This window comes from Cryobacterium sp. Y50 (assembly GCF_002929805.1).
Classification (GTDB): domain Bacteria; phylum Actinomycetota; class Actinomycetes; order Actinomycetales; family Microbacteriaceae; genus Cryobacterium.
On sequence record NZ_PJJM01000089.1, the window covers coordinates 65135 to 84405 of the forward strand.

Annotated in this window: 17 protein-coding genes; all 17 read right to left on the reverse strand. The window is 64.3% G+C overall.

Annotation, left to right across the window (positions count from 1 at the left end; all coding sequences use genetic code 11):
* Window positions 1–186: 186 nt before the first annotated feature.
* The 17 genes from CXY73_RS10025 to CXY73_RS10105 all read right to left on the reverse strand — a co-directional run bounded on the left by CXY73_RS10025 (window position 187) and on the right by CXY73_RS10105 (window position 18496).
* Entirely contained in the window at window positions 187–645 is a 459-nt protein-coding gene (locus CXY73_RS10025; protein WP_104135534.1) for a hypothetical protein, read from the reverse strand.
* A 196-nt stretch (window positions 646–841) separates the two neighbouring features.
* The gene (tuf, locus tag CXY73_RS10030; RefSeq protein WP_104135533.1) at window positions 842–2035 is read right to left on the reverse strand and encodes an elongation factor Tu; all 1194 of its coding nucleotides are present in this window, start codon (window positions 2033–2035) and stop codon (window positions 842–844) included.
* A gap of 135 nt (window positions 2036–2170) precedes the next feature.
* Window positions 2171–4285 carry an elongation factor G gene (gene fusA, locus CXY73_RS10035; protein ID WP_104135532.1) on the reverse strand — a complete coding sequence of 705 codons (2115 nt, stop codon included), beginning with the start codon at window positions 4283–4285 and terminating at the stop codon, window positions 2171–2173.
* A gap of 126 nt (window positions 4286–4411) precedes the next feature.
* The gene (gene rpsG, locus CXY73_RS10040; RefSeq protein ID WP_092107221.1) at window positions 4412–4882 is read right to left on the reverse strand and encodes a 30S ribosomal protein S7; all 471 of its coding nucleotides are present in this window, start codon (window positions 4880–4882) and stop codon (window positions 4412–4414) included.
* Window positions 4882–5256, reverse strand: coding sequence for a 30S ribosomal protein S12 (rpsL, locus tag CXY73_RS10045; protein WP_035834602.1), 375 nt, complete (start codon window positions 5254–5256; stop codon window positions 4882–4884). The genes rpsG and rpsL overlap by 1 nt, the downstream gene beginning before the upstream one ends.
* Window positions 5257–5628: 372 nt before the next feature.
* On the reverse strand, window positions 5629–6351 hold the full coding sequence (locus tag CXY73_RS10050; protein WP_104177620.1) for a spermidine/putrescine ABC transporter substrate-binding protein: 723 nt from the start codon (window positions 6349–6351) through the stop codon (window positions 5629–5631).
* Window positions 6352–6405: 54 nt separating this feature from the next.
* Window positions 6406–6906: a DUF6121 family protein gene (locus tag CXY73_RS10055; RefSeq protein WP_104177621.1), complete on the reverse strand. Its 501-nt coding sequence runs from the start codon at window positions 6904–6906 to the stop codon at window positions 6406–6408.
* Between the two features lie 212 nt (window positions 6907–7118).
* The gene (locus CXY73_RS10060) at window positions 7119–8237 is read right to left on the reverse strand and encodes a hypothetical protein (RefSeq protein WP_104177622.1); all 1119 of its coding nucleotides are present in this window, start codon (window positions 8235–8237) and stop codon (window positions 7119–7121) included.
* A gap of 88 nt (window positions 8238–8325) precedes the next feature.
* Window positions 8326–9003: a hypothetical protein gene (locus CXY73_RS10065; RefSeq protein ID WP_104135528.1), complete on the reverse strand. Its 678-nt coding sequence runs from the start codon at window positions 9001–9003 to the stop codon at window positions 8326–8328.
* Between the two features lie 2 nt (window positions 9004–9005).
* Window positions 9006–9674, reverse strand: a complete 669-nt coding sequence (locus CXY73_RS10070) for a hypothetical protein (protein ID WP_104135527.1) — start codon at window positions 9672–9674, stop codon at window positions 9006–9008.
* Complete coding sequence (gene pilM, locus CXY73_RS10075) at window positions 9671–10786, reverse strand: type IV pilus assembly protein PilM (RefSeq protein WP_104177623.1); 1116 nt, start codon at window positions 10784–10786, stop codon at window positions 9671–9673. The genes CXY73_RS10070 and pilM overlap by 4 nt, the downstream gene beginning before the upstream one ends.
* Before the next feature lie 64 nt (window positions 10787–10850).
* Window positions 10851–12686, reverse strand: coding sequence for a hypothetical protein (locus CXY73_RS10080; protein ID WP_233198253.1), 1836 nt, complete (start codon window positions 12684–12686; stop codon window positions 10851–10853).
* Window positions 12683–13363, reverse strand: a complete 681-nt coding sequence (locus tag CXY73_RS10085; protein ID WP_104177624.1) for a type II secretion system protein J — start codon at window positions 13361–13363, stop codon at window positions 12683–12685. The genes CXY73_RS10080 and CXY73_RS10085 overlap by 4 nt, the downstream gene beginning before the upstream one ends.
* Window positions 13360–14730 (reverse strand): prepilin-type N-terminal cleavage/methylation domain-containing protein, encoded by a 1371-nt coding sequence (locus CXY73_RS10090; RefSeq protein ID WP_158254096.1) that lies wholly within the window; start codon window positions 14728–14730, stop codon window positions 13360–13362. The genes CXY73_RS10085 and CXY73_RS10090 overlap by 4 nt, the downstream gene beginning before the upstream one ends.
* A 103-nt stretch (window positions 14731–14833) precedes the next feature.
* Complete coding sequence (locus tag CXY73_RS23315) at window positions 14834–15301, reverse strand: type II secretion system protein (RefSeq protein WP_199185340.1); 468 nt, start codon at window positions 15299–15301, stop codon at window positions 14834–14836.
* A 301-nt stretch (window positions 15302–15602) separates the two neighbouring features.
* Entirely contained in the window at window positions 15603–16832 is a 1230-nt protein-coding gene (locus CXY73_RS10100) for a type II secretion system F family protein (RefSeq protein ID WP_158254097.1), read from the reverse strand.
* On the reverse strand, window positions 16832–18496 hold the full coding sequence (locus CXY73_RS10105; protein WP_104177626.1) for a type IV pilus twitching motility protein PilT: 1665 nt from the start codon (window positions 18494–18496) through the stop codon (window positions 16832–16834). The genes CXY73_RS10100 and CXY73_RS10105 overlap by 1 nt, the downstream gene beginning before the upstream one ends.
* Between the last annotated feature and the right edge of the window lie 775 nt (window positions 18497–19271).

The following is a 19271-nucleotide window of genomic DNA, read 5'->3' on the forward strand; positions in this document are numbered from 1 at the left end:
AGTGATTCCGGCGACGCGTAGCGCACGCCGAAAGTGTTGAACTAGAAGAGTCTGCCACACAGTTGCCACTTCATGCAACCCGGGCGTGTCGCGGCTTTCTTATCGGCCCTTCCCTGTCGGGCCATTTTTAGACGGATGCCCACGGCCGGCCGGCCGCTGGCATCTATTTTTTTGCGCTGTACTGGGCTAGTCCTGGATTCCGGCAGCTACGCGTGGGCTCTGGTCGGCGCAGCTCTTGGCAGCAGATTCGGTCAGCACCCGCCGGGCCATGATCTGACGCGACTGGTCGGAGAGGCCCGATGTCGGGTATGCGGCCAGCACCTTCGTGATGATTTCGGCAATCGATAAGGCGGCGTATTCGTCGAGACTGTCGCAAACCAGCACGCTGTAGACGCTGACCGTGCTCGCCACGATGTCGTCGAGAATCTGCCGTTCCGTTTTCGCGGTCGGCGCGGGAGCGGGGGCCGGCGCAACCGTCGGAGTTGCCGACGGGGCTGGTGTCGGCGTAGCCGCTTGCGGACCGACGGCCGATTGGGCAGCGGGGGCGAACCCGACCAAACGGGGCACGATTACCACGGCAAGGATGCCGACGACGACAATCGCGATCGCCATCAGGATGCGCACTTCGAGCTTAGATATCTGCATGGGCAGACCATAACCGGAAACTGAGAATTCTGCCGGTCGACCCGGCCAATGTAATCCGCTGGAAACAGGCCGGGCTGGCAAACTCTCGGCGGGCCGAACGATGGCATCCGCTGGCAAAGTATGCAGACCAAAGGGGATGCAAAAAAGGGGCCAGGCCCGGAGGCCCGACCCCTTTCAGGAGATCAGTAGGTTGAAACTACTTGATGATCTTGGTCACCGTGCCGGCGCCGACGGTGCGGCCACCTTCACGAATCGCGAAGCCGAGGCCCTCTTCCATGGCGATCGGCTGGATCAGCGCGACGGTCAGGTCGGTGGTGTCGCCAGGCATGACCATCTCGGTGCCCTCGGGCAACGTGATGACGCCGGTGACGTCCGTGGTGCGGAAGTAGAACTGCGGGCGGTAGTTCGCGTAGAACGGGTTGTGACGGCCACCCTCGTTCTTGCTGAGGATGTACGCGGTGCCCTCGAAGTCGGTGTGCGGCGTAACCGAACCCGGCTTGACGACGACCTGGCCGCGCTCAACGTCTTCGCGCTTGGTGCCACGAAGAAGAAGTCCACAGTTCTCGCCGGCCCAAGCCTCGTCGAGCTGCTTGTGGAACATCTCAATACCGGTAACCGTGGTCTTCTGCGTCGGGCGGATGCCGACGATCTCGATCTCGGAGTTGATCTTGAGGGTTCCACGCTCGGCGCGGCCCGTAACAACGGTGCCACGGCCGGTGATCGTGAAGACGTCCTCGATCGGCATCAAGAACGGCTTGTCTTTGTCGCGGATCGGGTCGGGAATGAAGTCGTCAACAGCCTGCATGAGTTCAAGGATATTGCCGGTCCACTTCTCGTCGCCTTCAAGCGCCTTGAGTGCGGAGACCTGGATAACGGGGGCGTTGTCGCCATCGAAACCCTGGCTGGAGAGAAGTTCACGAACTTCAAGCTCAACGAGCTCCATGATTTCTTCGTCGTCAACCATGTCGGCCTTGTTCAGCGCGACGAGCAGGGTCGGAACGCCGACCTGCTTGGCGAGCAGAACGTGCTCACGGGTCTGAGCCATCGGGCCGTCAGTAGCGGCAACCACGAGGATCGCGCCGTCCATCTGAGCAGCACCGGTGATCATGTTCTTGATGTAGTCAGCGTGGCCCGGAGCATCGACGTGCGCATAGTGACGCTTGTCGGTCTCATACTCAACATGCGAAATGTTGATCGTGATACCGCGCTGGCGTTCTTCCGGAGCCGAGTCAATCGACGCGAAGTCGCGCTGAACGTTGATCTTGGACGGGAACTTATCGGCAAGAACCTTGGAGATCGCTGCAGTCAGCGTGGTCTTTCCGTGGTCAACGTGACCGATCGTTCCGATGTTTACGTGCGGCTTTGTCCGCTCGAACTTGGCCTTGGCCACTGTGGGTCCTCCTCAGGACTCGCGTGCAAATTCACGGCCGCCATTACGAGCGGCCGGTATGCGCTGGATGTGTCTACTTATGTTACTCGGGCCAGGTGGCCTAAGCGATTTCGGGCCCGTAGGCCACCTTAGGGGTTATTCGCCCTTGTTCTTGTTGATGATCTCGTCGGCAACAGCCTTCGGGACCTCCGCATAGCTCTCGAACGTCATCGAGTACACCGCACGGCCTGAGGTCTTCGACCGCAGGTCGCCGATGTATCCGAACATCTCCGACAGTGGAACGTGAGCGCGAATTACCTTCACGCCCTGCGCATCCTCCATGGTCTGGATCTGCCCACGACGCGAGTTGAGGTCGCCGATTACGTCACCCATGTATTCCTCAGGGGTACGAACTTCGACCGCCATCAGCGGCTCGAGCAGAACGGGGTTCGCCTTGCGAACGGCTTCCTTGAAGCCCATCGAGCCGGCAATCTTGAAGGCCATCTCCGAGGAGTCGACGTCGTGCGCAGCGCCGTCAAGCAGGCTGGCGCGAACGCCCACCATCGGGTAGCCGGCCAGGATACCTACGCGGAGCGCATCCTGAATTCCAGCATCCACCGAGGGGATGTACTCACGCGGGATACGGCCACCGGTGACCTTGTTGAGAAACTCGTACGACTTCTCAGCAGTGATTTCCATCGGCTCGATCGCGATCTGGATCTTCGCGAACTGGCCGGATCCACCGGTCTGCTTCTTGTGCGTGTAGTCGTGACGCTCAACGGCCTTGCGGATCGTCTCGCGGTACGCCACCTGGGGCTTACCGACGTTCGCCTCAACGTTGAATTCACGCTTCATGCGGTCGACCAGGATGTCCAGGTGAAGTTCACCCATTCCCTTGATAACCGTCTGGCCAGTTTCCTGGTTTTGCTCGGTACGGAAGGTGGGGTCTTCTTCCGCGAGCTTCTGAATGGCAAGGCCCAGCTTTTCCTGGTCCTGCTTCGTCTTCGGCTCGATCGCGACCTCGATAACCGGGTCAGGGAACGTCATGGACTCGAGTACGACCTGGTTGTTCGGGTCGCACAGGGTGTCGCCCGTGGTGGTGTCCTTGAGGCCGATGACCGCGTAGATGTGACCGGCGGTCACGAAGGCCACCGGGTTCTCCTTGTTGGCGTGCATCTGGAAGATCTTGCCGATGCGCTCCTTCTTACCCTTGGTCGAGTTGATGACCTGGGCTCCGGAGTCGAGACGGCCCGAGTAGACGCGAACGTAGGTGAGGCGACCGAAGAACGGGTGCACCGCAACCTTGAACGCGAGAGCCGTGAACGGCTCCTCGGCGTCGGGGTGACGCATGATGACCTTTTCTTCGTCGCGCGGGTCGTGTGCCTCAATGGCAGGCACGTCGAGCGGCGTCGGGAGGTAATCGATGACAGCGTCGAGCATCGGCTGAACGCCGCGGTTCTTGAACGCAGAACCGCACAGAACCGGGTAGATCTCGCTGTTGATGGTGAGCTTTCGAATGGCGCCCTTGATCTCGGCAACCGTCAGCTCTTCGCCGGCGAAGTAACGCTCCATGAGGTCGTCGTCGGTTTCGGCGACGGTCTCGAGCAGAAGCTTGCGGTACTCGGCGGCCTTCTCCACGAGGTCTGCAGGGATCTCTTCGATGGCGTACTTCGAGCCCATCTCCACGTCACCCTTGGAGTCGCCACGCCAGGTCAGTGCACGCATCTGAACGAGGTCAACGACACCCTCGAACTCAGACTCTGCACCGATCGGCAGCTGGATGACCAGCGGCTTCGCGCCGAGGCGCTTGATGATGGTGTCGACCGTGAAGTAGAAGTCGGCGCCGAGCTTGTCCATCTTGTTGACGAAGCAGATGCGCGGCACGTCGTACTTGTCGGCCTGACGCCACACGGTTTCGGACTGGGGCTCAACGCCCTCCTTGCCGTCGAACACGGCAACAGCACCGTCGAGGACGCGGAGCGAACGCTCCACCTCTACGGTGAAGTCCACGTGTCCGGGGGTGTCGATGATGTTGATCTGGTTGTTGTCCCAGAAACAGGTCGTCGCAGCAGAGGTGATCGTGATGCCACGTTCCTGCTCCTGCGCCATCCAGTCCATCGTCGAGGCGCCGTCGTGGGTCTCGCCGATCTTGTGGTTGACACCCGTGTAGAACAGGATGCGCTCAGTCGTGGTGGTCTTGCCAGCATCAATGTGAGCCATGATGCCGATATTGCGGACCTTACTCAGGTCGGTGAGCACGTCAAGTGCCACGGGGGTCCTCCGGAAGGGTAGGGGTGGGTCATGCGGAACAGGGCCGTAAGCATCCGCTTCCCAGCTGGGCAGGCGCGTTGTTTACAGGCGCCTGCCCGCTGTTCAGGAATGCTCGATGGTTCGTGCCTACCAGCGGTAGTGAGCGAAGGCCTTGTTCGCTTCAGCCATCTTGTGAGTGTCTTCACGACGCTTGACAGCGGCACCGAGGCCGTTGCTCGCGTCGAGGATCTCGTTGGTGAGACGCTCGGTCATGGTCTTCTCGCGACGCGCCTTGGCGTAGCTGGTCAACCAGCGCAGCGCCAGGGTGTTGGCGCGGTGCGGCTTGACCTCAACCGGAACCTGGTACGTGGAACCACCGACGCGGCGCGAACGCACCTCGAGGGTCGGACGAACGTTGTCGAGTGCCTTCTTCAGCGTCACAACGGCATCCAGCTCGTTCTTGGCGGAGACTCCGGCGAGGGCATCGTAAACGATGCGCTCGGCGAGGCCCTTTTTGCCATCGAGAAGGATCTTGTTGACGAGCTGGCTAACGATGGGTGCACCGTAAACCGGGTCGGCAATGACAGGACGCTTGGGAGCGGGTCCTTTACGGGGCATTACTTCTTCTCCATCTTTGCGCCGTAGCGGCTACGTGCCTGCTTGCGGTTCTTGACGGCCTGGGTGTCCAGTGCGCCGCGAATGATTTTATAACGCACACCGGGGAGGTCCTTAACACGGCCTCCGCGCACGAGCACCATGGAGTGCTCCTGCAGGTTGTGGCCCTCGCCGGGAATGTAGGCGGTGACCTCGGTGCCGTTGGAAAGCTTGACGCGGGCGACCTTGCGAAGAGCCGAGTTCGGCTTCTTCGGGGTGGTGGTGTAGACGCGGGTGCAAACGCCGCGCTGCTGCGGGTTGGACTTCAGGGCGGGAGCCTTGGTCTTGGTGACCTTGGGGCTGCGGCCCTTTCTGACCAACTGCTGAATGGTGGGCACTAATTACTCCTTGATATTGCTGCACGGTGACAGCTTTGTGATGGTTAGCATTCGACCCGCTCGTTCGAATTAGGTCGAGTTCATCTGGACCCGCTTGAACCCACACGATTGCTCGCGCGTGTTTTGGTGGGTATGCCGTGGGGGCTACTCGTTGAGCAAACCCTGCATGTGTGGAATCTCGGCCTGTGCTCTCAGGAGGGCATAATTCAGGCGCACGACAAAGCGCACACCCGACGAGTCTAGCCCGGCGGAGCCTCGACGGTCAAATGGGTCGCGGTGGGGTCGCGGTGGGGTCGCGGACGGCCGTCGTCCTGCACTTTTGCTTTCCGGGCCCGGAGCCGGTCGGTGTGAGAACCTCGCGCTGCGGCTCGGCTAGGGATTGCGCGGCCAGAGCGGAGAGTCGAGGGTACTCGCGAGGTCAGCGAGCAGGGCCTGCACCTGAGGCTCGACGTGCTCGGCGATCGCGGCGAGCAACCGCGGCTGCTGCTGCCGGAGTTGGGCACAGATCCGGCGGCCGACCTGGGTGGCGAACTCGTCGGCGAGGCCAATTTCTACCCTCAGTGCAGCCTTCTCTTCGGGGGTCAGCGGCGGGAAGGGGTTCTGCGCGGCGGAGGGTTCGTCGGGATCGGGGTCGCTCGCAGGGTCGGAGGCGGCATGCTTGAGGGCGGCGGGCGGTGAAACGGGGGGTTCCAGGTCGGCGAGCTCGCTGAAGGTGAAAAGGTAGGGGGCATCCGCTGCGGGTTGCGGGTCAAGGTCGAGGCCGCGAAACTCCGGCTCGAGGCCTTCGGCCGGGCGATACGCCTGAGCGGATTGGCGGCGCTCGCTCAGGTTCAGTTCGTGCGCGAGCAGCGGGAGGTTGCGCTCGGTGTATTCATCGACCGAGGCATCGATGACGATCTTCATGCGCATCGAGAGGGCGTGCTGCACGACGTGGGGCACGCCGACGGCAAGTCCGGCCGATGCGATGATCGGCGAGCCGAAGCACAATCGGCAGAGTCGGGCACGGCCGTGGTGCGTTGCGGGCCGCCACCGGGTGATCCAACGCAGCCAGTTTTCAACCTCATGGCTGACGCGCGACTCAATGGACCCTTCCATACTGCACAAGGGTACTCGACCGGCGTTGCCCGCGACATGCCACGAACGGCCCCATCATCGAGGCATACTGTCGTCGCCCTTCTCCCACGGCCACTCGGGGGTGCCGGATCCGTCGGGCTTGGCCAGCAGCACAACGAAGTAGAGGAACGCGATAAGCCAGCCGCAGACCGCAACGGAGATCGCAAAGGGGCTCGTCATCTCGCCGCCGATGAAGACCACAGAACGAAAGAGTTCGCCGGCGCCGAGGCTGTAGAAGACTCCCCCGAAGAGGCAATAGGCCAGGTAGGCGGCGACTCCGGCGAGAAAGATCGGCAGCGGCGGCACCTGGGTCAGGCGTGCGGGCGAGCGCAGCACTGCGGAGAGAATAACCCAGACCAGGGCGAGGGCCGCGGTCGTGACCATGAGGGGGCCGAGGAGGGCACCGGCATCCGTTTCATTGATGACGTCGCGATTGAGCAACAGGCTGAGCACCCCGAATGACGCCACGATGAGGGCCACGTAGAGGGCGACCGAAAAGGCCGCCATGATTATCGCGTACTTTCGGTATTCCCGCATGGCTCCAGCGTAGGCCCGCTGGAGCCATGCGAGACCGCAAACGGTGCAGCGAAGTTGATGCCGCGGCTGGCGTAACGGTCGGGCCCACCCTATGAACCCAGGCTCAGTATATTAACTGGGCCCACGCCCCGGGCCTGGACGGACAACGAGTTGCCACCCGTACAGGACGAAGCCCCGACCACCCAGGGGCGGCCGGGGCCAGAAACGGAACGTTACGGGCGGGTGAGGTGAGGGCCGTCGGCGAGCAGGCGTTCGTACTCGGTGCGGGCCTCGAGATTGCGGGCCGTGACGCGGCGTCCGCGGCGGGCGATCCACGCACCGGCCCAGATCGGAATCTCGCGGGCGATGAGCCCGGCGGCAATCGCGCCCGGATTCAGCCAGAGCGAAGCCACGAAGCGGCTGAGGTCGGCCGCTCCAACCGTGTTGGCCGTTCCATCAAAGACGAGGCCGAGCAGCGCCCCGCCGATGTAGGAGAAGTACACGATGACGGCGACGATGAATCCGAACAGTACGTACGCCCACCAACCGCCCCGATTGACCAGCGCGATCAGGCCGCCATAGGCGAGGAAGAAGAACAGAATGGGGATGTAGAAGACCGGCAGAGCGGCGAAGGTGGTGAACCCGGTCACGGTCGCGGCGACGCTGGTGCTCGTCACGCCGATAATGATGAAGGCGGCTGCGGCGTAGAGCAGGGCGAAAACCACCGTGGCGAGCAAGGCGATCAGGATGCCGCCACCCCGGTTACTGCGCAGGCGCGGCTTGGTCGGCGCCTGCACGTAGATCGGCGACTGGGCTGCGGGCGCGGTATAGGCGGCAGCGGGCGCCGGCGCGTCGACCGGCACATCATCGACCGGTGCCGCGGCGGCTGCGGCACCGGTCGTTCCGACAACGAGGGGAGCCGACGCGACGACGACGGGCTCTGAATCGATGGCCGTGCTCCGGGCCGGCATGGTGGCAGCCGGGGTATAGGAATCGGCGTAGTCGTCGGCGAGGCTCGGTGCGGCAACGTCGGCCGATGCGACCGGCTCGGCCGTCGACATCGGCGACAGGTTGCGCGCGTCCGCCGAAGCGGTCGCGGCATCGGCACGTTCGGCCGCGCTCAGGTTGGCGTTGACGGCGTCATAGTCGATGACGAGGGGCTCAGGCTCAGGCTCAGGCTCAGGCTCAGGCTCAGGCTCAGGCGAAGCTGCCTGAGCTGAAGAGTCCGGCACGGCCTGCGCGGGTGCGCTGCTGACCGACTGGTCGTCGGCAACGGGCGCGTTCTCGTCGAGCGAAGCCGTCGCATCCGTTTCAGGATTCTTCTTACCGTCAAGTGGCGTGTTGTCGCTCATGTTGAACTCCTCGTGGCCTTCGCCGTGACTGGCCTTTTATTGTACCAAGGGCACGGCGAATGCCACGGAGACTCGGCGTGCCAGGCCATTATCCAACGGATGCCGCCGGCGGCGCTACCAGCGAATACACCAATCCAGAGATAGTCGCGTCCACCAGCGACTCTTCGCCGGAGGCCTGCGCCGTATCGATCCCGTGCACGAGGAACAACCGGCCCCCGGATTGCAGACTGGCCACGAATTCAAGCACCTGGGTGTACGTTCCTGTCACGGTGATCTGGAGCGGGAAGGCGGCGAAGTTGCTTCCCGTGATCAGCGCGACGGGCGCTGGCGCAGGAGCCTCTGCGGCGGGCGCTGCCGCTTGTGCAGCTGCTGCAGCCGATGAAGGCAGCACAGCAGCAGCCGGCACCTCGGGAAGTAAAGGAACATACGCCTGCGCGTCGGTCACGGTTATTCCGGTGAGGGTGAGGCCAACGGCCTGGGCCTGGGCGTCGAGCTGGTCAACGAAGGCCGGCATGGCCGAGCCGCTCGGCACGGATTCGGCGAGCGCCTCGGCCGTCGCGGTCAACGCGTCCAGGTCTTCGAAGTCGTGCTTGAGGCGGGTGAGCAGGGCGGCGTGCCCGGCGTTCGTGCTTTGCACCGCGGCCCGGCTCGCGTCGGCGGCGTTCATGCTGTCGAGCTGCGGCTGCACGCCGAGCAGCACGCCGAGCACGACGATGACGCTCGTCACCAGCACCGAACCGATGAGCCAGAGCTTGTTCTTATCCATGGCTAGTCCTTTGCTGTTGGATCGAAGCGGTGCGCGAACGCCACGTCATTGACGTGCATCGTGATGGTGACGGTATAGCTGCCCGTGTTTTGGTCGAGCGAGACCGAGCCGGGCAGCGCGTCGGCAAAACCGTCGAGCGTGCTGAGCGCGTTCAGCCAGGCCGGAATATCGGGCAGAACGGCGCTTCTTGCGGTGAACGACACGGTCGCCACCCGCAGTCCCTGCAGCGGCGCGGTCGCCTGGGTGTATGCCGCGAGCGGGGTCGCCGAATCCACCTGCACCGTGCCGATCGCGACACTGCTTGGCAGTGTGCCCTGCACGGCGTCGAGGTAGCCCTTCCAATCAATTTCGGTCGAGGCGCCCAGCTGCTGCGCCGCCCGGCTCAGCGCGATCTGGTTCTGCAACGACCGTACGACGAAGTACTTGCTCTGCTCGGTCAGCAGGGTTGCGGTGCGGGCCTGCTCGGTGGCAAGTTTGGTCTGCGCGGTCAGAGCGAGCGCCGTAGACGCGCCGACTCCGAGGGCGACGAGCACGGCGATGCCCGTGACGCCAAGGGTGAGGCTGCGCCGTTGCCGCTGACCGCGCCGCTCGTCCCGCACCTCCGGCGGCAGCAGGTCGACCCGTCGGTCGCCGCCGATGACGAGCACGTCGTCGTTGTGCGCGCGCCTCATGCTGCACGCCCGAGAGCGAGGCCGAGGGCTACGGTGTAGGCGGAGCCGCTCAGCCGAAGTGCTTCAGCATCGATACCGGATGCGAGACCCACCGTTGCGAGCGGATCCCCCTGGGTCACGCCGAGGCGGGTCAATTTCGAGACCGCCTCCGGCAGGCCGGGAAGCTCGGCTCCCCCACCGCTGAGCACGATGGCCGACACTGGGTCGCTTGGTCGGGTATTGGCGAAATAGCTGAGCGTGTTGACGATGCTGCCCAGCTGTTCGTGCATGGTATCCGCGATGATGCGGGCGGCGGCCTCATCGACCGGGCCGAAACCGGTGCGCAGGCCGCGGGACCCGGCGACATCGGGGAAATTTGGCACGGCGATGTCGGACGACTCGATCGCGGCCAGCAGACCGACGCGACATTTCAGCTGCTCGGCAGTGGCAGCATCCGTCTGCAAACCGTCGATGAGGGCCTGGGTGAGATCGTTGGCTCCGGTGGGGATGATGCGCACGAACTGGGGCACACCGTTCTGGGCGATCACGATGCTCGTGGTCGTCGCCCCGAGATCGATGACGGCCACGACGCCGTCGATGCCGGAGCGGGTGACCAGCAGGCGGCTGACCGCAAACGGGATCAGATCGACGTCGGTGGTTCTGAGCCCGGCCAAGCGCACAGCGGAGACGTTGGCGACGACGGCAGCCTTGACGGCCGCGATGAGCAGCCCGTTCACTGTCGGGCCGTGCTCGGTCGTCGATTCCGAAATGGGATAGAAGTCGAGCAGCGCGTCGGCGACGGGCACCGGCAGCAGGTCCTGCACCTCGAACGGGAGCGCCTGTCGAATGCGCGCGAGCGACATCTTGGGCACGCTCAAGTCGCGGGCCAGCACGCGTTGATTACCCATGCCGAGCACCACCTGGCGAGAACGGAACCCGCCGCCCGACCACAGCGCTTTGAGCGCGGCGGCCACAGTGTGCGGCTCGATCACTTCGCCGGCGATGACGGCTCCGGGCGGCAGCGATACCTCGTGATAGCGCTGCAGCATCGGCCGTGGCTTGCCGGGATTGCGCACCTCGACGGCACGCAGGTGCGCAGTGCCGATGTCTATTCCGACGATGCTCTGAGCCACGAGAAGTGCTCCTTATAAATAGGGATGGGTGAACTGACGAGTGGATGCTGGGCGCGGCCGATCATTACGGAACCGTCGCTCCCCGCGCGGTGAACGCCGAACTCACTTCAACCAGCAGGTTCACGCTGTAGCGGGCCGACACCGGCGAGAGGAATTTGGGCGGCGCAATGTAGCGAAAGCGCGGATCGTAATTGTAGTTCTTGCTGTACCCGTTGGCGCCGCCGCTGTTGGTCAATCGCACGGAGCCGCGATATTTCTGGGCGAGCGACCCGTTGATGGTCAGCACGCCCTGATTGCCGCCGCGGTCGTAGTTCTGCACCTGAATGGTGTGGTCGAGCGAGAGCATGGCCGCGTCGATGCGCCGATTTTCAGGCAGGATGGCGCCACCTTCACCGGGGCCAACCCCCGGGCAAATCACCCCATGCGTACTGTCGCAGTACGGGTTCCAAACCCAGATAGCATTCTGCGCGACCAGCCCGAGCACGTCGGTGGATGCATCCGAATAAATGATGTCGCCGGTGACGTAGAGAAAGTTGTCGGTGGCGATGGTCATCGTGCCGTCCAGGGTTCCCTTGACGAAGGCATCACCCTTGCGGCAGTCATAGGACCGGGCGCTTGGCGCGGTTTCATGCGTCACGGGAAAGCCGATACCGTTGCCGACGGAGCAGGTGGCCGCGCTTTGGCCGCTCGGCCAGACGGTGCTGCTCGTATAGTTCGGATCAGTGACGACGCCCGGAACGCTCTGGACGAAGAGCAGGTTCGCGTTCAACACCGGGACGGTGGCGCCGGCCGTTGAGCCGAGCTGGCCATTGGCCATTCCCGGTAGGCCGCAGGCCGCCGGCGTGCTGCCCGCCGTCGCCGGGTCCCCGACGATGCGGGTCTTCTTGGTCCAGGGCGAACGGATGGTCATGGTGCCCGAGCTGTTCAGTACGATGCTGGTCGGGCCGGTATAGAGGCAACCCGGAGCGTCGATACCGGCGTCCGTCCGGGTTTCCTGCTTGAGCTGCATGTTGGTAGCCGGCATCGCGATGACCGGGCTGGTCGTTGGCTGGCCGCCGTTGAATACTTGACCGGAGCAGGCGCCGCCGTTCGAGTTCTGCTTGAGGTAATTCGACCCGGTCGCACCCGGGCTTCCGGTGGTGACCATGCCATTGAACGTGGCGTTACAGATACGGATGGTGTCGTTGGAGTGCGCCGGACCGTTGATGACGTCGCTGCTGCCGAAGGCGATGTCGCCACACGGTATTGAGCGACCCGCCCAGGCATAGGTGTTAGCGCAGGCGGTCAGACCGCTCTGTTCCGGATCCTGAATCTCATAGATCGTGAAATAGAGGTAGTCAATGAACCCGTCCTGGCGCAGGTTGGCAACGATGCTGCGGGTGGAGGTGCCCACCCGGCCGGTGGAGCGGATGCGCAGAACGCCCGAGGCGGAATAGGCAGAGTTGTCGACCTCGTACCGGTAGCTGGCCGTGCCGCCGCTGCCGGCGACGCTGCCCCAGCCGCCCGCCGCGCCCACGTCGAACGCGGGATTGGGCACCGAGGGAGAAGTCAGAGCGCTTCCGACGCTGAAGGCGGCGGCCGAGTTGCCGTATTGAAAGTAGGTGTTGTCGTTGACGAGGCGGCTTTCGTAGTCGGCCACCCCGGCATAGGCTGCGGCCATGGCGCCGTTCCAGTTCTGGTCGCTCGAGGCTTTGAGGCTGCCGCTGACCGAGAACGTCATCGCGGTGGCGACGAGGGTGAGCAGCAGCAGGCCGAGGCCGATCACGACGACGAGGGCGGCGCCGCGTTCATCTGGTTCACGGCTGATGCGGCGACGGAAGACGCTCAGCAACGCGAATCGCTTTCGGGGCGTCCAGGTGCTTCGGCGCCGGGAGGGGCGCCAGAACGGGTAGACGCTCATGACGCTTCCGCCGCGAGGGCAACGTTGGGCATGCCGACGGTATTGTGCAGGGTGACCGCGCTGCGGGCATCCGTCAGGGTGGCCTGCACCGTGAGATTCACCGAAACGGATGCGACGCTGCGCAGCTCGGTACTGGTGAGCAGCGTGCCGTCGCCGCCCGAGCCGAGCAGAGGCAGGCCGGCGGCGTCGCGGTAGCCGAACAGGAAGGTGCCGGGGTCGCCCGGCGCCACGGTTTCGGCGATGATGCGCGACGATTCCGGCTCGCCGGAGAACTCGTAATACCCACCGCTGAGGGCGGTCGCGGCCCAGCGGGTTTGGACAAGTCGCCGCTCGGCGTCGAGGGACAGACGAATCCTTACCGGTTGCTGGGTCGGCATGCCGAGGTTGACGTAGGCATACAGGGTCACCGCTTCCGGAGTCGCTTCGATGAGGGCCGGGTCGGGCAGCGGATGTCCAGACACCGGATTCTCGGTGGCCGCGCGGATGACCCGGGCGACCTCGTTCATGCCGTTGGACACCTGCCGGGTGTTGGCTGTGAGCAGCTTTGCTTGGCCGAGCGAACGGGAGGCGCTCAGATAGAGGCTCGAGATCATGGTCATGAACACGCCGAGCAGCAGCATGGCCACGAGCAGCTCGACCAGCGACAGACCGGCGTCGTTTCTCCGGGGCGGCATCATGGCGCCACAACTCGCGGATCAAGGGTGACAACGTCGCCGGCGACCACGCCCCGGGTGAGTACGGCGAGGTTTACAGCGGGCACGGGCGTCGTCTCGGAACCGCTGGCGGCACCAGAGAAGAAGGTCCAGGAGCCGAACGGCAGGCCGAGTTGGGTCGTCGCGTCGGCGGGGAGCTGCCCGAAGTTGTAGGTCGTGGCGACTGCGCAGCCCGGATCCCCGCTGCCGGCCGGCGCGATCGTCGACTCGGCCCGCAGGAATTGCCCGGCCAGGCCGGTCACGGACAGTACGCCGAGCGGCACGTCGGCCGTGGCACTGCCGCCGGGAAGCGTACCAACGGTGACGGCTGCGGTGCCGATTGCCCCGTCGGCGGCGGGGGTTGTCCAGGCTGCCGGGTCAACCGATACGCAGCCGGGGGCGCTCGGGGTCGCCGCGATGAAACGGCCAGCGAAGACTTCATAGCCGAACGGGTGCAGCCGAAAGGTCTGCACGTTCGCGTTGCTCGGGTTGACGGCCACGTAGGGCTCGTAGGTGCTGCGAAAGGTGGTGCTCAGGTTGTTCGGCAGCAGCGTCGTGCCCTCCGAATAGTTGGTGCCGTAGTGGGCCGTGACGGTTCCGGCCAGATCGTAGGCGAAGGCGACGGATGCCGCTCCTCCGGCCGCGACGCCGACCGTCTGCGCCCCGCTGGTCGCCTGATCTTTGTCGACGAAGTTGGGGCGGGAGACCGTGACGTCATAGGTGCCGGGCTTGACCTTGAGCAGGTAGCTGCACCCCTCGGCGTCCGTTGCCGCTGGGGCCGCGGTGAGAGTGGCAGCACCGTTGGGGATGGCGCCCGGCACTGCGGAGATGGCGACACCGGCGGCGCCGCTGCCGGAGGCGGTGAGCACCGAGACAAGGATGGTGCCGAGTGCCGGATCGTTGATGCGGCTGCCGGGGGCGAGTGCACTGTCGGCGCGCACGACCGGAGTCGTGGCGCGCATGCTGTCCCAGGTGACGGTGACGTTGACGCGGCGGTAACGCAGCTGGCCACCGCCGGAACCGCAGTTGCCGTCGGCGCCGGTAGTGGTTTCCCAGTCGGTGGAGCGGTGCAGGGTGAAGGTCGTGCCGTTTTGTACGACCGTGCTGGTGCTTTCGAGCACGGCGAATACGTTGCCGGCCGAGCGCGCCAGGTCGATCTCCTGCGCGGCCAGGTTGACGGCCGATTCGCGGGACCGAGCGTCGTTGCCCAGATAGAGGGAGGTGACGAGTCCGTAGCCAACGCCGACGGCGATGATGGCGAAGATCAACATGGCCACGAGCACTTCGATGAGGCTGACGCCTTCATCGTTTTGGGTGAGGTGGCCCAGGCTGAGCCGTTTTGGAGCGTGCACGAGGGCCTCCTTCGCGAGAGTCAGGTCGAGGTGTTGCAGAACCGGGTGGCCGGGGCGGCCCGAAGGGCGGCCCCGGCTCACGCCGGTGGTGCGCTAGTGCGACTTAGAACGTACAGCCCGTCGGTGCGGCGACGGCTGGGGTGGCGTCGGCATCAACCTGGGTGATTCCTCCGGCTTCGGTCACGAAGAACTGCTCCGTCGTTCCGCTCGTGGCACCGATGCAGAACGTCGTGGTCGTGAGGTTCACGTAGCTGATCGTGGTTGTGTTCGGGCCCTTGGTATAGCCGTAGTTGGTTACGCCAGGTATGAGCGCCAGGGCGACCGCGTCATCCGGCATCTCACCCGACTCCGTCTGCAGCGCGATGATCGCGGTCTTGGCGTTGGCGAGGTCGCTCTTGACGCTCGCGTCCTTGGCGTTGTTCTGCACACCCAGGTACACCGGAATGGCGATGGCGGCGAGGATGCCGATGATGATCACAACGACGAGCAGCTCGATCAGCGTGAACCCTTTCTGGTTCTCGGTGAAACGTGCGCGGCGCTGGTTCAGGGAAGCGAGCAGGCGAATAATCATGGTGTGTCCATTCGGGTTGGAAATGAGCGGTGCAATTTGTGAGCCGGGTAAGGACTCCTGGTACGGGATTTCTGACGTGCTTTTCTGGCGACCGAGGGTACGATCGGAGCTTCAGATTAGGGGGGCAATTTTCTTCTGCACGACCCACAAGTGAGGGTGATTTGGGTATTACCCACCCCCACAACGGGATGGCTGCCGGCCGCGCGGGTACGCCAAAAGCCCCACACCGCGGGCCGAGAAGCCGGCACGCTCTACGCCGGCGTCTCGAGACTCACGAGACGGGGTCGAGGGCGGTGCTGGCTTACTTGATCATGCTGGCGATGCTGAAGATGGGCAGGTAGAGGGCGATCACCATGCCACCGATAACGACGCCCAGAAAGGCGATCAGGAGCGGCTCAATCATGGCGGTGAGCTGCTCCGTCGCCGACTGCACCTCCTGGTCGTAGAAGTCAGCGATTTTGTCGAGCATCAACTCGAGCGTTCCGGCATCCTCTCCTACGGCGATCATCTGCACGACCATGGCCGGAAAGACCGGGTGTTCGAGCAGTGGCTCCGAGATGGACTTTCCGCGCCGCACCGCCTCGCCGACCTCGGTCAGGGCATTCTCGATCATCCAGTTGCCGCTGGTCTCCCCTACGATCTTCAGCGCCTGCAGAATGGGAACTCCGGCGCCGAGCATGTTGGCGAAGTTTCGACTGAACCGCGCCACCGCGATCTTCTTCTGCAGCAGCCCGAACACCGGCAGTTTCAGCCGCAACGGGTCGAGCCGGCGGCGCACGGCCTCGGTGTGTTTGTTGCGCCGCCACCAGAGCAAGAAACCGACGCCGAGCACCGCGCCGATCGGTACGACGTAGATCATCGATTCCGAGAGGGTGACGAGTAGCTGGGTGGGCAGCGGCAGGGCGCCGCCCAGGCCGGTAAACATGTCCTGAAAGATGGGCACGATGAAGATCAGCATGATCAGCACGGCGGCGAACGACATCGCCAGCACGATCACCGGGTAGGTCATGGCTGATTTGATCGTTCCGCGCAGCTTGACCTCCTTCTCGAAGTTCTCGGCGATCGAGTTCAGCGCGCCGTCGAGAAAGCCGCCGGTCTCGCCGGCACGAACCATGTTGACCATGATCGGCGGAAAGGTCAACGGATGCTTCGCGAGCGACTCCGAAATCGACTGCCCGGCTTCGACGTCGTCACGTACCAGGGCGAGCACCGCGGCGAGAGGTTTACTCGCGGTCTGCTCGGTGAGGATGCCGAGGGCGCGCAGCAGCGACAGTCCGGCCCGGATCATGGTGGCGAACTGCCGGCTCATGATGGCGAGGTCCTTCAGGCGCACTCCGCGCGAGAAGGCCGCCAGGGTCAGCGACCGTCCGAGCCCGGTTCCCGGCACGACCGGGGCGATCGAAATAGGCGCGATACCCAGGGCGTTCAGCCGGGAGGCGACCTGCGCTTCACTCAGGGCATCGAGTTGCCCCTTGACGTTCTTACCCGCGGTGTCTCGCCCGGTGTAAGAGAAAGCGAGGGCGTTGGACATCAGCTCGCCGACCGGGCGAGGTCAGCGGTCGCGCCGGGCAAGCCGGCCGCCGCTTCACGAAAGCTGGTCTGCCTAAAGCTGGGCTCGACAAACGGCTTCTCCGCAAAACCAACAGGAGCGAATCCCACCGGAGCGGATCCACTCGCAGGGAAACCGGCTTCCACGAAACCCGAATCGGCGGCGAACGAGAAGCCGCCGGTCTGCCGCGGCGCGTCGCTGCGATGAATGAGTTTCTCGAGTCCTACGGCGTTCTGGGCCTTCTCTAGCGCGGCCTGGCGCGTGACCTGGCCGGTATTCACGAGCTCGGCGAGGTGTTGATCCAGCGTGAACATGCCACGTTCCCGCCCGGTTTGCATCATCGATTCGATCTGGTGGGTCTTGCCCTCGCGAATAAGATTCGCGATCGCCGGAGTGGTCACGAGAATCTCGGTGGCCGCCACGCGCCCGATGCCCGTCGCCGACTTGACCAGGGTCTGACAAATCACGCCCTGCAGCGTCTGGGCCAGTTGCGCGCGCACCTGGTTTTGCTGGTGCGGCGGAAAAACATCCACGATGCGGTCGACGGTCTGGGCAGCGCTCTGCGTGTGCAGCGTCGCGAAGACGAGATGCCCGGTCTCGGCCGCGGTCAGCGCCACCTGAATGGTCTCGAGATCTCGCAGCTCTCCGATCAGGATCACGTCGGGATCCTGCCGCAACACGTGCTTCAAAGCGGATGCGAAACTGGCCGTATCCGCTCCCACCTCGCGCTGGGTCACTACCGACTTCTTGTGCGCGTGCAGAAACTCGATCGGATCCTCGACGGTCACGATATGGTCGGCTCGCGTGCTGTTAACGAGGTCGACGAGGGCGGCGAGGGTAGTCGATTTTCCCGAGCCGGTCGGCCCCGCCACGAGCACGAGTCCGCGGGGAAGCTGTGCGAACGAGGCCACGGATTCGGGAATACCGAGCGATTTGAGATCCTGAATCTCGCTCGGAATGAGTCGAAAGGCCGCCCCGGGCGTTCCCCGCTGCTGGTGCACATTGACCCGAAACCGGCTGGCGTTCAGGCTCGCGCCGTTTGCGTCCGCATCACTCGTGGCCGTGCCGCTCGCAGCCGCACCGCTCGTAGCTGCGCCGTGCAGCGTGTAGGCGAAGTCCAGCTCGTGATCGCGGTCGAAGATCTCCTGCTGCTCGCCAGAGAGGATGCTGCGGATTGCCCGGCTCGCCTTCTCCGCCGACCAGACCGGCGCATTGTCGATCGAGCCCAGTTTCCCGTCCCGGCGGATCTTCGGTGGGGACCCAACGGTGACGTGCAGGTCGGATCCGTGCTGCACGACGACACATTCGAGGGCCGCGAGCAGGTCAGCGTCGATCGGGCCGAGGGCCTCATCGGCCGGCTCGAGCGGGTGCACCGGTTGAGCCAGGTCGGTAGAGGATGACGGTAGCGCCTCGTCGATCGGCGCGGGAAAGACGGGGTGCTGCTCTGGCACAGAGCCAGGCGTGTCGTCGGCGAGGAACCGAGTGCGGGAACGGACCTGGGGTAGCACCTGCACCTCGCCCGGGCGGCTCTCGTCTAGCGCATCGCGCGCTGACACGGGGGGCCAGTCGACGGCGTCGCTCGCCGACGGGGTCTCGTGCCTGCCCGCATTGTCGGTCGGCGACAGGGGGATTTTCGGGTCGTCCATGGAGTCCTTCTCGCAAGCAATGGCGTCGGGTACTGATTGCCGCGAAAGACACGGCCGCGCTGGTTGTTCGGGGTGAGACGAGCGGTCACCGAGGGTGCGGTGATCGACGCTGGCAGGCTTGGCGCTGCGAGGGTAAGTCGTGTTCGCCGAGGTCTACGTAAGGCGTAACGCTAACGACGAGGTTGGCCGCTCGGTAGTCCCGCGATCTGGGGGTCTGCGCCCGCTGGGGCGCTGTTTTCCTGATCTCTCGCCGTGCGCCGCAGCGTTCAGGCGACTCTCCCTCCGCGCCACAGCGTTCAAGCGACTCTCGCTCTTCGCCAAGACCCTCGCCCTGCCGCCCCGCAGCGTTCGTGAGGCCCCCGCCCTGCTCCATGCCCCTCACCGCATTTCGAACCCTGCGCTTTGTTCCGGGCCCGGGCCCGGAGAGTGGGCCCAAGATAGGTCATGGGCTCACTCTCGCAACCTGGGCCCGGCATGCCCGCACACGCTGTTTGTGGATCGACGTTTCAATCGCTCGAGCCTGCTCTGCATAAAATAGTGACAGATCTTCGATAGTTATTTCGATAAGCCATCCGTCCCACCTCAACGTTTCCGATGGTACTAACCTCCCAATCGGGCATCGGTCGGGGCACAGTGGCTCACGGGAAGCCCCGCCCATTCGCTTTAGCATCGGAAATTTGCATAGAAATGTATCTGAGTTTCTCTCGTTTTTGTGTTCGATTCGGGGTAGAATTGTGGTGAAGGAGGCAATGGCGCCCATGTTTATGGAAAACCC

Coding starts and splice junctions, on each gene's coding strand:
- CXY73_RS10050 (WP_104177620.1), bottom strand. CDS start 6,351: ATGGAAGGGTCCATTGAGTCGCGCGTCAGCCATGAGGTTGAAAACTGG.
- CXY73_RS10025 (WP_104135534.1), bottom strand. CDS start 645: ATGCAGATATCTAAGCTCGAAGTGCGCATCCTGATGGCGATCGCGATT.
- CXY73_RS10070 (WP_104135527.1), bottom strand. CDS start 9,674: ATGAGGCGCGCGCACAACGACGACGTGCTCGTCATCGGCGGCGACCGA.
- CXY73_RS10080 (WP_233198253.1), bottom strand. CDS start 12,686: ATGAGCGTCTACCCGTTCTGGCGCCCCTCCCGGCGCCGAAGCACCTGG.
- CXY73_RS10065 (WP_104135528.1), bottom strand. CDS start 9,003: ATGGATAAGAACAAGCTCTGGCTCATCGGTTCGGTGCTGGTGACGAGC.
- CXY73_RS10100 (WP_158254097.1), bottom strand. CDS start 16,832: ATGTCCAACGCCCTCGCTTTCTCTTACACCGGGCGAGACACCGCGGGT.
- CXY73_RS10055 (WP_104177621.1), bottom strand. CDS start 6,906: ATGCGGGAATACCGAAAGTACGCGATAATCATGGCGGCCTTTTCGGTC.
- rpsG (WP_092107221.1), bottom strand. CDS start 4,882: ATGCCCCGTAAAGGACCCGCTCCCAAGCGTCCTGTCATTGCCGACCCG.
- CXY73_RS23315 (WP_199185340.1), bottom strand. CDS start 15,301: ATGATTATTCGCCTGCTCGCTTCCCTGAACCAGCGCCGCGCACGTTTC.
- CXY73_RS10060 (WP_104177622.1), bottom strand. CDS start 8,237: ATGAGCGACAACACGCCACTTGACGGTAAGAAGAATCCTGAAACGGAT.
- CXY73_RS10105 (WP_104177626.1), bottom strand. CDS start 18,496: ATGGACGACCCGAAAATCCCCCTGTCGCCGACCGACAATGCGGGCAGG.
- CXY73_RS10085 (WP_104177624.1), bottom strand. CDS start 13,363: ATGATGCCGCCCCGGAGAAACGACGCCGGTCTGTCGCTGGTCGAGCTG.